The sequence below is a fragment of the Streptomyces sp. PH10-H1 genome (assembly GCF_030063355.1).
In the GTDB taxonomy this organism is placed as follows: Bacteria; Actinomycetota; Actinomycetes; order Streptomycetales; family Streptomycetaceae; genus Actinacidiphila.
This window is the reverse complement of sequence record NZ_JASISZ010000004.1, coordinates 1-12,343: the sequence shown is the minus strand read 5'-3', so window position 1 is coordinate 12,343 and position 12,343 is coordinate 1. Positions and strand designations below refer to the sequence as shown.

The 12,343-nt window shown below is 71.1% G+C and carries 10 protein-coding genes and 2 pseudogenes; 8 read left to right on the top strand and 4 right to left on the bottom strand.

From position 1 onward, the window contains the following. Positions 1 to 40: 40 nt before the first annotated feature. Positions 41 to 973 carry a PPK2 family polyphosphate kinase gene (locus tag QMK24_RS03845; protein ID WP_283463658.1) on the bottom strand — a complete coding sequence of 311 codons (933 nt, stop codon included), beginning with the start codon at positions 971 to 973 and terminating at the stop codon, positions 41 to 43. 19 nt (positions 974 to 992) lie between these two features. Next, the gene (zapE, locus tag QMK24_RS03840; RefSeq protein ID WP_502962570.1) at positions 993 to 2,111 is read right to left on the bottom strand and encodes a cell division protein ZapE; all 1,119 of its coding nucleotides are present in this window, start codon (positions 2,109 to 2,111) and stop codon (positions 993 to 995) included. A 175-nt stretch (positions 2,112 to 2,286) separates the two neighbouring features. On the opposite strand from zapE, the gene QMK24_RS03835 reads away from it, so the two are divergent. Both QMK24_RS03835 and QMK24_RS03830 read left to right on the top strand, forming a co-directional pair. Beyond that, the gene (locus QMK24_RS03835; protein WP_283463656.1) at positions 2,287 to 3,105 is read left to right on the top strand and encodes a pyrimidine reductase family protein; all 819 of its coding nucleotides are present in this window, start codon (positions 2,287 to 2,289) and stop codon (positions 3,103 to 3,105) included. Positions 3,106 to 3,232: 127 nt separating this feature from the next. Continuing rightward, entirely contained in the window at positions 3,233 to 3,700 is a 468-nt protein-coding gene (locus QMK24_RS03830) for an indole-3-glycerol phosphate synthase (RefSeq protein WP_283463655.1), read from the top strand. A gap of 133 nt (positions 3,701 to 3,833) precedes the next feature. Here QMK24_RS03830 and QMK24_RS03825 read toward each other — a convergent pair whose 3' ends face one another. Together QMK24_RS03825 and QMK24_RS03820 are read right to left on the bottom strand one after the other, a co-directional pair. After that, a complete protein-coding gene (locus QMK24_RS03825; RefSeq protein WP_283463654.1) occupies positions 3,834 to 4,550 on the bottom strand; it encodes an ABC transporter ATP-binding protein in 717 nt (238 codons plus the stop codon). After that, entirely contained in the window at positions 4,547 to 5,617 is a 1,071-nt protein-coding gene (locus QMK24_RS03820; RefSeq protein WP_283463652.1) for an FtsX-like permease family protein, read from the bottom strand. The genes QMK24_RS03825 and QMK24_RS03820 overlap by 4 nt, the downstream gene beginning before the upstream one ends. 157 nt (positions 5,618 to 5,774) lie before the next feature. Here QMK24_RS03820 and QMK24_RS03815 point away from each other — a divergent pair, with 157 nt between their 5' ends. The 6 genes and pseudogenes from QMK24_RS03815 to QMK24_RS03790 all read left to right on the top strand — a co-directional run. After that, positions 5,775 to 7,172: a sensor histidine kinase gene (locus QMK24_RS03815; RefSeq protein WP_283463651.1), complete on the top strand. Its 1,398-nt coding sequence runs from the start codon at positions 5,775 to 5,777 to the stop codon at positions 7,170 to 7,172. Beyond that, entirely contained in the window at positions 7,169 to 7,804 is a 636-nt protein-coding gene (locus QMK24_RS03810) for a response regulator (protein ID WP_283463650.1), read from the top strand. Before QMK24_RS03815 ends, QMK24_RS03810 begins: the two co-directional genes overlap by 4 nt. A gap of 131 nt (positions 7,805 to 7,935) precedes the next feature. Further along, positions 7,936 to 9,336 carry a UDP-N-acetylmuramate--L-alanine ligase gene (gene murC / locus QMK24_RS03805; protein ID WP_283463649.1) on the top strand — a complete coding sequence of 467 codons (1,401 nt, stop codon included), beginning with the start codon at positions 7,936 to 7,938 and terminating at the stop codon, positions 9,334 to 9,336. An 11-nt stretch (positions 9,337 to 9,347) separates the two neighbouring features. Further along, the gene (msrB, locus tag QMK24_RS03800; protein WP_283463648.1) at positions 9,348 to 9,755 is read left to right on the top strand and encodes a peptide-methionine (R)-S-oxide reductase MsrB; all 408 of its coding nucleotides are present in this window, start codon (positions 9,348 to 9,350) and stop codon (positions 9,753 to 9,755) included. Between the two features lie 568 nt (positions 9,756 to 10,323). After that, positions 10,324 to 11,360 (top strand): annotated as a pseudogene (locus QMK24_RS03795) (replication initiator); the annotation flags it as partial. A 197-nt stretch (positions 11,361 to 11,557) separates the two neighbouring features. Next, positions 11,558 to 12,204, top strand: a pseudogene (locus tag QMK24_RS03790) (tyrosine-type recombinase/integrase); the annotation flags it as partial. Between the last annotated feature and the right edge of the window lie 139 nt (positions 12,205 to 12,343).

The following is a 12,343-nucleotide window of genomic DNA, read 5'->3' as shown; positions in this document are numbered from 1 at the left end:
CTCATCAGAAGATGTGAGGCCGGTCAGGTCTTGAGGCCGCTCAGGTCTTGAGCAGCTGCGCCCGGCTCTCCTCCACGTCGAAGTCGCCCTTCGGATAGGCCGGGTCCATCAGCTCCAGGTGTTCCAGCAGCAGCTTGCTGATCGCCCAGTTGCGGTACCACTTGCGGTCGGCGGGGACGAGGTACCAGGGCGCGGCGTCGGTCGAGCAGCGCTCCAGAGCAGCCTCGTAGGCCTCCTGGTAGGCGGGCCACAGGGCCCGCTCCGCGATATCGCCGGCATTGAACTTCCAGTGCTTGTCCGGGTTGTCGAGCCGTGCGAGCAGCCGGTCGCGCTGCTCGTCGTAGCCGACGTGCAGGAAGACCTTGACGATGCTGACGCCGTCGTCCGCGAGCGACTGCTCGAACCGGTTGATGACGCTGTACCGCTTGGACCAGGTGGCGCGCGGCACCAGGTTCCTGACCCGGACGATCAGCACGTCCTCATAGTGCGAGCGGTCGAAGATGCCGATCTCGCCGGGCTCCGGCAGCGCCTTGCGGATCCGCCACAGGAACGGGTTCTGCTTCTCCTCGTCCGTCGGCGCCTTGAAGGCGCGCATCCGCAGCCCGGCCGGGTTGAACTGCCCGACCACGTGTTTGACGGTGCCGCCCTTACCGGAGGTGTCCATGCCCTGCAGCACGAACAGCATCGCGCGCGGGTCGCCCGCGCTGCTCTGCGCGAAGAGCTTCTCCTGGAGCTCGGCGAGCCGCAGGCCCATCGCGGCGGTCTCGGCGAGTGCCCGCTTCTTGTCCTGCGGGCCGCCGGGGGTGCCGGAGGTGTCGTACGTCTTGAGCTTGACCGGACCGCCGCCCGGCGGAACGCGCAGCAGGGTGCGTACGTCGGCGGCCGACTCGTCCTCGCCGCTCTTCCCGCCGCCCTGCTTCTTCCCACTCGTGTCGCTCTGGTCGTTCTTCCCGCTCTTGTCGTCCTTCGCCATGCCCCGATCCTGCGACGGATCAGGCGGAGGCGCCAGCTCCCGGGAGCCGCTCGGCGTCACGCGCGAGCGCCGTCAGCCTCGAGATGGCCCGGAAGTACTTCTTGCGGTATCCACCGGCGAGCATCTCCGCGCTGAATATCTGGTCGAACGGTGTGCCCGAGGCCATCACCGGCACCTCGCGGTCGTACAGCCGGTCGGCGAGTACCACCAGCCGCAGCGCTGTGGCCTGATCGGTCACCGGCCATACGTCCTGCAGGAAGACGGCGTCGACGCCGTCGCACAGCGCGCCGTACCGGCTGGGGTGGACCCGCGCCAGATGGTCCAGCAGCGGGCCGAAGTCGTCGAGCGAAGCTCCCTGCGTGCGCTCCGCGGTCTCGCTGACCTGCCGGTCGGTGTACGGCGCCGGGGCCTCGGGCAGTCCGCGGTGCCGGTAGTCCTGGCCGTCGATGCGCAGCGGCAGGAAACGCGCGGACAGCCCCTGGATCTCCCGCATGAAGTCGGAGGCGGCGAACCGGCCCTCGCCGAGCTTGCCGGGCAGCGTGTTCGACGTGGCGGCGAGCTTCACGCCCGCGTCGGCGAGCTTGCCGAGCAGCGAGGACACCAGCACCGTGTCGCCCGGGTCGTCCAGCTCGAACTCATCGATGCAGACCAGCCGGTGGCCGCTCAGGGCCTGGACCGCCTGCTGGAATCCGAGCGCCCCGACGAGGTTGGTCAGCTCCACGAAGGTGCCGAACGCCTTCTGTTCGCGCGGCGCCGGAACCGCGTGCCACAGCGAGGCGAGCAGATGGGTCTTGCCGACGCCGTAGCCGCCGTCGAGGTAGACCCCGCCGGGTCCCGCGGGGGCCTGGGGCTCGCGCCGGAACCAGCGCTTCCGGCCGCCGTTGACCGCCGTCGCCCCGCCCAGGGTCGACGCGAAGCCGCTGAGCGCCTTCACCGCGTCGGTCTGGCTGGCCTCATCGGGGTCCGGGAGGTAGGTGTCGAACCGCACGGTGTCGAAGCGCGGCGGCGGCACCATCTCGGCGACCAGCCGGTCGGCGGGCACCTGCGGCATTCGGCCGCAGAGGGCCGCGGGACCCCCGGCGGTGGGGCGGGAACCGGTGGCCTGGGCGAGGGAGGAGACAGGGGTTGACACGACCATTCAGCCTAGTCCCTCCGGCACGGAGTGCCGCGGGAGTGTGGTGGACCCCACTCCGCCCGGCCCTTGAGCGGGGTGCGGGCCGGGCTCGTGCGGGGTGCGGGCCGGGCTCCGGACGTCGAACACCGGGCGCGCTGATCGTCGCCCGGAAGAGGGGGCGCATGCCAGACTGCGAGGCATGCGCCGCCTGTATCCCGTGCCCAGTGCCGATGAGACCGCCGCCGCGTTCGATTCCGCCGGTTCCGCGCATCCCCTCGACTCCCCGGGATCCGCCGGCTCCCTGGACTCCCTCGACGGGCTGGCGGACGCGTACGCGTATCCGGACCGGGCCCGCGGACCGTGGCTGCGGGCGAACATGGTCGCGTCCCTGGACGGGGCCGCCCGGCATGAGGGGCGGTCGCAGGGGTTGTCGTCGGCCGCCGATCTGCGGGTGTTCGGAGTGCTGCGGGCACTGGCGGACGTGGTGGTCGTCGGTGCGGAAACGGTTCGTCAGGAGGGTTACCGGCCGGCGAAGGCGCGCGAGGCGTTCGCCGACCGGCGGGCGGCCGCCGGCCAGCCGCCCGCGCCGGTGATCGCCGTACTCAGCGCAAGCCTTGACCTGGACTTCTCCCTGCCGCTGTTCACCGAGCCGGTGACGCAGACGCTGGTGGTGACCGGCGCGACCGCGCCCGCCGACCGGGTGGCGGCCGCCACGAAGGCCGGAGCGCGGGTCGTGGTGGCGGGCGACGGAGCCGGCGCCGACCCGGCCCGGACCGTCCGCGCACTGGCGGACCTCGGGCTGACGCGACTGCTGCACGAGGGCGGCCCGAAGGTCCTGGCGCAGTTCGCCGTTGCCGGGGTAGTGGATGAACTGTGCCTGACCATCGCTCCACTGATCACCGCGGGGGATGCCTCGCGGATCATGAACGGTCCCGGAATCGCCGTGCCGAAACGATTCTCCCCGACCTCGATCCTGGAGGAGGACGGCTTCCTGTTCACCCGTTACTCCCGCGGCTGACAATCTGCGGAATATGTCGTTCCGTTTGCCTCCGCGAGGGAACACTTACACCGCGTGCCCTGTACGGAGTCGGGGCAGGATGGATTCTGTGCCGGCCCGGTGGCCCACGAGAAAGAAGGACGCGTCCGTGTTCACGACCGTACTCATGATCGAGAAGCCGCTCGCCCCCGCCGATGTGGAGCTCGTCACCACACTGCACGGCGACGAGCCCGTCTCCTTCGTCGTACTCATGCAGCCACGCGGCGACCAGGACCGGCTACTGCGGGCCGTGGACGACGTGGCCCTCGGCTATCTGGACGACGCCGCCCACGAGCGCGCGGAACCCGAAGGCCAGGAGGCCACTCTTCCGGCCGAACGAGCCCTGAGCCACTCACTCGCCTCGCTGCGCGCCACCGGCGCCGAAGCGGTCGGCGAAGTGGTCGAGGACCATCCGCTCGACCTGCTCAAGTCGGTGGTTGAGCAGACCCATGCCGACGAGGTGATCGTGCTGACCGCTCCGCACTTCGTGGAGGAGTTCTTCCACCGCGACTGGACGTCACGCGCCCGCCACAGGGTCGGCGTTCCAGTGCTCAAGCTCTTCGCGCAGCACGACTGAGCCTGTCCGCTGGGAGTCGGGGGCCGGGGCCTCCAGGGCAGGGGTCCGAAATCGTATATGTACGGGCCTGGCGGCCCACAAATACACGGCAGCATTTCGGACCCCTACCCCTGCGGCCCCGTCCCCCTTCCGTTCAACCCGCCTGGTCCGGCAATGGGAGGGCGGCTGCCGTCGGAGCTCCATCCAGCCGACCGTCGGTCATCTCCAGGAGGCGGTCGGCGTGGTCCATGAGGCCGCGGTCGTGGGTGACCATGACCGTCGCCGTGCCGTGCTCGCGGGTCACGCGGGCCAGCAGTTCCACGATCCGCGCGCCGCGGTCGTGGTCGAGTGCGGACGTCGGTTCATCGACGAGCAGGACGGCCGGGCGGCCGAAGAGCGCGCGGGCGATGTTCACCCGCTGGCGCTCCCCGCCGGACAGCTGGTGCGGACGGCGGGCGCGCTGGGCGGCGTCGAGACCGACCGAGTCGAGCAGTTCCTCGGCCCGCTCCCGAGCCGCGCGCACCTTTCCGCCGCGCAGGTGCTCGACGGCGAGCAGCTGCTCCACCGCGGTCAGCGCGGCGAGCAGATTCGGCTGCTGGAAGACGATGCCGATGTGCTCGCGGCGCAGCGCGGTGCGCTCCTTGTCGCGCAGCCGGGTGGTGTCCTGACCGGCCACGACGACCTTTCCGGCGTCGGGCCGCAGCAGTGTCGCGGCCACCGCCAGCAGGCTGGACTTGCCGGAGCCCGACGGCCCGGCCACCGCCAGCAGCTCACCTGCCCCGACCTCCAGGGAGATGTCGTCGAGGGCGGTGAGCCGGCCGTCCCCGTCCGGATAGGTGAGACGGACGGAAGCAAGGGACAGGGCGGTCATCGGTTGGCTCCCAGCGCGGTCAGCGGGTCGACGGAGGTGATGCGGGCGATCGCGAAGGCCGAACCCGCCAGGCCGAGCAGCACCATGACGGCGACCGGCACGGCGACGGTGGCCGGGCCTACCGCGAACGGCACCACCGACGAGGCGATCGCGCCTCCCCCGGCCCCGATCGCACCGCCGAGCAGCGCTCCCCCGGCGAGTACGGCCAGCGCCTGCGCGAGCGCGTCACGCACCAGGTAGCCGCTGCTCGCGCCGACGGCCTTGAGCACCGCCACGTCCGGCTTGCGCTGCACCGTCCACACCGTGAAGAACGCGCCGGTCACCAGGGCGCTCACCGCGAACAGGAACACCTGGATCATCTGCAGGCTCAGGTGCTCGGCCTGGTAACCGTCGATCCCCGCGAGCGCGTCGCCGCGCGCGACGGCCCTGGTGCCCTGCGTGGCGTCGGCCGCCCCGAGGTCGGCCCCCGACTGGCCGACGGCGAGCGCGGTGGCCTGCCGCTGCCCGCTGATCCGCTGCCAGGTGGACAGCGTGGTCCACACGCTCGCGGCGTGCCCGTACGAGCGGGTGGCGGTGATCCCCGACACGGTCACCCGCTCGGTACCGAGCCCGAGCGTGCTGCCCGGGACCAGCTGGTACGTGTCCGCGACGGACTGGCTCACGGCCACCTGGCCGTCCTTCGGCGCGCTGCCGGAGACCAGCGGCGGCAGCAGCTTCGCGGAGCCGCCGAACAGGCTCACCGAGCCCGCGGCCGCGGCGCCGGTGGCTCGGGTCATCGCAACCCCCAGCGGCTCGGCGGAGGTCACCCCGGCGGTGGCGGCCCAGGCCGCGGCCTGGCGGTCGCTGATGGTGCTGTTGCTGAACGACACCCCGGCGGAGGCGCCGGCCGGGGCGCCGAACACGATGTCGTTCGCGGGCAGCTCGGCGATGGCCGACGAGGCGTCGCGTCCGAGCCCGCCCGTCAGGCCGTACAGGAACACGACGAGCGTGGTGATGAGCGTGACGACCGCGCCCATCAGGGCGAACCGCCCCTTGGCGAATCTGATGTCACGGAGTGCGACGAACACCTTCTGGACCCTCCTGGGTCGGACATTCTCCAGCTGTCCCTCAAGGCTGTCCGGCCCGGCCGCCGCTGCCATCAGGGAGAGGAGCGGTACCGGAATCCATCGAAAGGTTGATGGCACGGCCCCATCGCGGCTGCCCCGCCCCCGTACCCTCGGAGAGGTGAGCAACTCCGGCATATCCCTGCCTACGGGCCGTCGCACACCCGAGGACACCCCCGCACTGCGCTTGATGCGCGCCGCCCTGCACGGCACGTTCTTCGTGCTGCTCGCGGTGGCGCTCGGCCCCGCAGCGGTCGGCACCGAGTCCGCGTTGCTGCTCGTGCCGGGCATCGCGCTCGGGCTGGTCTACGGTGCCGGAGCGCTGCGCGAACGCCGGGAGCCGTCGCAGGCCTGGGTCCGGGGCTGGCTGGCCGTCGTCACCGCGCTGTGGGTCGGACTGCTGCTCGCCGACCGGGACTTCAGCTACGTCGTCTTCCCGCTGTTCTTCCTCCATCTGCACGTACTGCCGCCGCGCTGGTCGCTGCCGTCCGTCGGCGCCGCGACCGCGCTGATCGTCGTCGTGCAGTCCCACGGTCCCGACGGGTTCACCGCCGCGAAGGTCATCGGCCCGACCGCCGGCGCGGCCGTCGCCGTACTCACCGCCTACGGGTACGCGGCGCTGTACCGCGAGAGCCGGCAGCGCCGGCGGCTCATCGACGACCTGGTGACGACGCGCGACGAGCTGGCGGCGGCCCAGCGCGAGGCGGGCCGGCTCGCCGAGCGGCAGCGGCTCGCCCGGGAGATCCACGACACCCTGGCCCAGGGACTGTCCAGCATCGTGCTGCTGACCCGTGCCGCCGACAGCGCACTGCCGGCCGCAGGCGCGGGCACCGAAACGGCCAGGGCCCGGATCCAGGAAGCCGGGCGCACCGCGTCCGAGAACCTCGCCGAGGCCCGCCGCTTCGTACAGGACCTCACCCCGTCCGCCCTGGAGGACGCCGCGCTGCCGGAGGCGCTGCGCCGCGTCACGGCCGGTTTCGGCTCCGGCCCGCAGACCGCCCCGTACACCGCTCCGAAGGTCGCCTTCCGCCTGGACGGCGACCCCTACCCGCTGCCCATCGAGGCCGAGGTCGCGCTGCTGCGGCTCACCCAGGAGGCGCTGGCCAACGTCGCCCGGCACGCGCGGGCCCGCAACGCCGCCGTGACGCTCGTCTTCCTCGACGGACAGGTGACGCTGGACGTCTACGACGACGGGGTCGGCTTCACCCCGCAGGACCCGAAGGCACCGCAGGCCCCGCTCGCGGCCGGCGAGCGCGCCACCTTCGGCCTGCACGGCATGCGCGAGCGCATCGCCGAACTCGGCGGCACCCTGACGGTCGAGTCCGCCCCGGGCGAGGGCACGGCGGTCGCGGCGGCGCTGCCGGTGCCGCTGTCGGGGCCGGTGTCGGGGCCGGTGTCGGCGCCGCTGCCCGAGCCGGTGTCCGAGCCCGTGCCTGTGCGTGCGGTGGTGCCGGTGCCGCGCCAGGGGCGGCCGGAAGCGGCAGCAGCCGCGACGCCCGTGGTCAGCGTGGAGCGGTGATCCGGATCCTGATCGTCGACGACCACCCCGTCGTACGGCGCGGCCTGCGCGCCATGGTCGACGACCTGCCGGAACTGGAAGCCGTCGGCGAGGCCGCCGACGGCGCCGAGGCCTTGCGCCTGCTGGCCGACGGGACCGTGGCCCGTCCCGAAGTGATCCTCATGGACCTCCAGATGGGTGACGGCATGCACGGTGTCGAGGCGACCCGGCGGATCACCGCACTGCCCGACCCGCCCGCCGTCCTCATCCTCACCACCTACAGCACCGACGCCGACATCCTGGCCGCCGTCGAGGCCGGAGCCACCGGCTATCTGCTCAAGGACGCGCCTCCGGAGGAGGTCGCCGCCGCCGTCCGCGCCGCCGCGCGCGGCGAGACCGTACTGGCCCCGCCGGTCGCCGCCCGGCTGCTGGGACGGGTCAGGTCCGGGCGGCCCACCCTGTCGCCGCGCGAGGCCGAGATCCTGCGGCTCCTCGCCGAGGGACTCGCCAACAAGCAGATCTCCCGACGGCTGTTCATCAGCGAGGCGACCGTCAAGACCCACCTCGTGCACATCTACGGCAAGCTCGACGTGGACAGCCGGACGGGCGCCATCGCGGCGGGCCTCAGCAGCGGCCTGATCCGGTCCTCGTGAGGGCCGCGCACCGACCATGATCCAAAAAAGTGCGCTTGCGCGGGCAGACAGCGCGGCGCAGGACGTCTACGGGAAGGTGCGAGAATCGGAGCCGTCAGGCAAACCGTTCGAGACGTCCGGGAGACCCGCGTATGAGCCCCACCATTCCCTCCACGATGGACCGACCGCACTTCATCGGCATCGGCGGAGCCGGAATGTCGGGGATCGCCAAGATCCTCGCGCAGCGCGGCGCCAAAGTCGCGGGCAGCGACGCGAAGGACTCCGAGACGGCCGAGGCGCTGCGCGCCCTCGGGGTCGCGGTGCGCATCGGCCATGACGCCCGGCACCTGGCCTCCGACGCCACCTGCGTGGTCGTCTCCAGCGCCATCCGCGCGGAGAACCCCGAGCTGGTGGCCGCCGCCGAGCGCGGCCTCCCGGTCGTGCACCGCTCCGACGCGCTCGCCGCGCTCATGGACGGCAAGCGCCCGATCGCGGTGGCCGGCACCCACGGCAAGACCACCACCACCTCGATGCTCGCGGTCAGCCTCACCGCGCTCGGCCTCGACCCCTCGTACGCCATCGGCGGCGACCTCGACGCGCCCGGCTCCAACGCCCACCACGGCGGCGGCGAGATCTTCGTAGCGGAGGCGGATGAAAGCGACCGCAGCTTCCACAAGTACGCCCCCGAAGTCGCGATCATCCTCAACGTCGAGCTGGACCATCACGCGAACTACGCCTCGATGGACGAGATCTACGACTCCTTCGAGACGTTCGTCGGCCGGGTCCGTCCCGGCGGCACGCTCATCGTCTCCGCCGACCAGGCGGGCGCCCGCGAGCTGACCTCGCGGGTCCGTGACATCGGCGAGCTGAACATCGTCACCGTCGGCGAGTCCGAGGGTGCCGACCTGCGCATCACCAAGATCAACCAGCGGGGTCTGACCAGCGAGGTCACCGTCGTCCTCGAAGGGCGGATGCTCACCTTCGCCGTGTCCGTCCCCGGCCGCCACTACGCGCACAACGCGGTGGCCGCGCTCGCCGCCGGCATCGCGCTCGGCACGCCCGCGCGCAATCTCGCCTCGGCGCTCGCCAAGTACACCGGTGTCCGGCGCCGCCTGCAGCTCAAGGGCGAGGCGGCCGGGGTGCAGGTGATCGACTCCTACGCCCACCACCCCACCGAGATGACCGCCGATCTGGAGGCCATCCGGGGCGCCGCCGGTGCCGCCCGCGTGCTGGTGGTCTTCCAGCCGCACCTGTTCAGCCGCACCCGCGAGCTCGGCGTGGAGATGGGGCAGGCGCTGGCCCTGGCCGACGCCTCCGTGGTCCTCGACATCTACCCCGCCCGCGAGGACCCGATCCCGGGCATCACCAGCACCCTGATCATCGACGCGGCCACCACGGCGGGCGCCGATGTGACGGCCGAGCACGACAAGGACGCGATCCCGGACGTGATCGCAGGAATGGCCAAGCCGGGGGACCTTGTTCTCACTATGGGCGCGGGCGACGTGACCGACCTCGGTCCGCTCATCCTGTCCCGCCTGGAGAGCCAGAACTGAGGAGCAACGGCATGCCGTACGAAGTCGAGAAGCCCGACGAGCAGTGGCGCGAGGAGCTGTCCCCCCAGGAGTACGCCGTCCTGCGCGAGGCCGGCACCGAGCGTCCCTTCGTCGGCGAGTACACCGACACCAAGACCACCGGTGTCTACTCCTGCCGCGCCTGCGACGCCGAGCTCTTCCGCTCGGACACGAAGTTCGAGTCCCACTGCGGCTGGCCTAGCTTCTGGGATGCACGCAACTCAGACGCCGTAGAACTTCTGGAAGACCATTCCATGGGCACGACCCGCACCGAGGTCCGCTGCGCCACTTGCGGTTCTCACCTCGGCCACCTCTTCAAGGGCGAGGGTTACGGCACCCCCACCGACCAGCGCTACTGCATCAACAGCATCTCCCTGCGCCTCGCCCCCGACGAAAGCTGAGCGGCGGCGCCCGTCAACACGACTGCAGTAGTTTCACCGGTTGAGCTGGAGATATAGGGGTTTCCTTGTTGAGCTGTGCGTCGCACGCTGGGATGCACAGCATGAGGAGGAACACCAATCTCCACCCATCGGTGGAACTTGTGGCTGCTGAAGCCGGCCGAGGGGGATCCGGTGAGTGCGGATCTCGTCGAGGAAGGATCGACGTACTGGCCGAGGGCGGCCCTACTGAGCCCTTCTCGGTAACCAGAGATTACGTACGGTATTGGTTCAGGTGGTCCGGTTATCTTTGAGGTGCAGGATGACGAGGGCTGCTGCCGTGATGTCGCCGATGCGGCTGGGGTCCAGGCTGACGTGGCGCAGAGCCTTGAAAGTGGTCTTGAGCAGGGAGTTTCCACGTTCACCGATCGCTCGCAGGGCGGTCTGGACGGCGTTGATACGAGAGATGTTGCTCGACGAGTTGGTTGCCGGGGCGGCGCTTGACCGGGGTGCGGATGCCAATGCCGGCACCGATGTAGCCCATGTCAGTGAGCGTCAGAAGCTTCTGCCCTGCTGCCTTGTAGAGAGCGCCGCCGGACTGCGCGGCGGCAAAACCGTCCCCGACACCATCACCGCACACCCCCGCGTCTTCGCGACCTTCACCGCCCCCTCCTTCGGCCCCGTCCACAACCGACCCACCGCCGATGCCAAGCAGACTGGCCGGTGCCGCTGCGGACGCACCCACGACCAGGACGACCCGCAACTCGGCTCACCCCTGGCGCCCGACCGCTACGACTACCCGGTATCGGTCCTGTGGAACGCCCATGCCCCGGCCCTGTGGTCCCGCTTCATGCTCCACCTGCGCCGCGAGATCGCCAAGGCGGCCGGACTCACCCAGCGGCACACGTCCGCCGCCGTCAAGGTCTCCTACGCCAAGGTCGCCGAGTACCAGCGGCGCGGCCTGGTCCACTTCCACGCCGTCATCCGCCTTGACGGACCCGACGGCCACCGCACCCCGCCACCCGCCTGGGCCAGCACCAGCATGCTGACCGACGCCATCCACGCCGCCGCCACCCGCACCCGCATCGACAGGCCGACACTCGACGGCCAGCAGACCGCCTTCGCCTTCGGCACCCAGCTCGACGTCCGCCCCATCCGCGGCGGCGACTTCGAAGCCGGAACCCCCGTCACCGAACGCGCCGTGGCCGCCTACATCGCCAAGTACGCCACCAAGCGAGCCGAAGGGTCGACCGCACCCTGGACCGGCGACTCCGCCCTATCGGCGAACTCCACGCGTTCGACATACCCCCGCACGCCGAACGCATGGTCCGCACCGCCTGGAACCTGGGAGCCCGCCCCGAACTAGCCAACCTCAAGCTACGGACCTGGGCACACATGCTCGGCTTCCGAGGCCACTTCTCCACCAAGACCCGCCAGTACTCCACCACCCTGGCCGTCCTACGAGACGCCCGCGCCGCCTGGCAACGCGCCCAGGCCAGCACGCCGACGACGGGACCGGACCAGGACTCGACACTGATCCTCGCCCACTGGGCCTTCTCCGGCATCGGACTCACCCCCGAACTCGCCCGCCTCGACTCCGCCCTGGCCCCACCACCAGGTAACCAAGGGACCTCGGGGGCGGCGCGTGGCTGCCGACGAGCTCCTCACCGTCCCCGGGGTCATGGCCCGGTTAAGGTCGGCCGCTCCACCGTCTACGACCTCATCCGCACCCGGCAACTCGCCTCCATCACCATCGGCCGCTCCCGCCGCATCCCCGCCCACGCCCTGAACGCCCTTGTCCACCACCACCTTGAAGAGGCCAGCTGATGACCACCCCGAACCCCAGCTCCCGCCGCGCCCGCGCCAACGGAGACGGCACCGTCTACCAGCGCAAGGACGGCGGCTGGGAAGCCGCCGGATACGTCCTCGCGGCAGGCGGCACCCGCAGGCGCGTCCGCGTCTACGGGGCAACGTGCAAGGAGGCCCTGGCCAAGCTCACCGAGAAGATCGCCACCAGCAACCGCGGCGTCCCGGCCCCCAATGCGCAGGGCAGCGTCGGCGTGTTCCTGACCTACTGGCTGGAGAGCGTCGTCGTTCACCGGCTGCGCGAGAACACCCACACCCGCTACACCGCCTGCGTGCGCCTCTACGTCATCCCCGGCCTGGGCAAGAAGAAGCTCGCCAAGCTCACCGCCAAGGACGTCCGCACCTGGCTCGACCAACTCCGCACCACTGCCAGTGCTGCACACGCGGCCTCGACACCGCCGGCGCCCAACCCCAGTGCTGCGCCGCCGGCACCTGCTGCCGCAAGCGCCTCTCACCGCTAACCATGGCCTACGTCCACTCCGTGCTCAAGTCCGCCCTGGAGCACGCCGTCCGGGAAGAGGAGATACCGCGCAACGTCGCCCGCAACGTCCGCATGGGCACCCCCAGGCCGCGCCGCTTCGAGCCGCTGACCGTGGAGGAGGCCCGCGTCAGCCAAGCACTAGTGTCTCGTGATCCCGTTGGCGTTACTTAATCTCGTGTGTCTCGTTGGTACTGGCATGGAGCTCTCCGTGGAACAGGTCGCTGAGTTACGGGTGTTGGCGAGTAGTCGGAACGTGCCTGCGGAT

Coding starts and splice junctions, on each gene's coding strand:
- QMK24_RS03835 (WP_283463656.1), top strand. CDS start 2,287: ATGCGCCGCCTGTATCCCGTGCCCAGTGCCGATGAGACCGCCGCCGCG.
- QMK24_RS03825 (WP_283463654.1), bottom strand. CDS start 4,550: ATGACCGCCCTGTCCCTTGCTTCCGTCCGTCTCACCTATCCGGACGGG.
- murC (WP_283463649.1), top strand. CDS start 7,936: ATGAGCCCCACCATTCCCTCCACGATGGACCGACCGCACTTCATCGGC.
- msrB (WP_283463648.1), top strand. CDS start 9,348: ATGCCGTACGAAGTCGAGAAGCCCGACGAGCAGTGGCGCGAGGAGCTG.
- QMK24_RS03845 (WP_283463658.1), bottom strand. CDS start 973: ATGGCGAAGGACGACAAGAGCGGGAAGAACGACCAGAGCGACACGAGT.
- zapE (WP_502962570.1), bottom strand. CDS start 2,111: ATGGTCGTGTCAACCCCTGTCTCCTCCCTCGCCCAGGCCACCGGTTCC.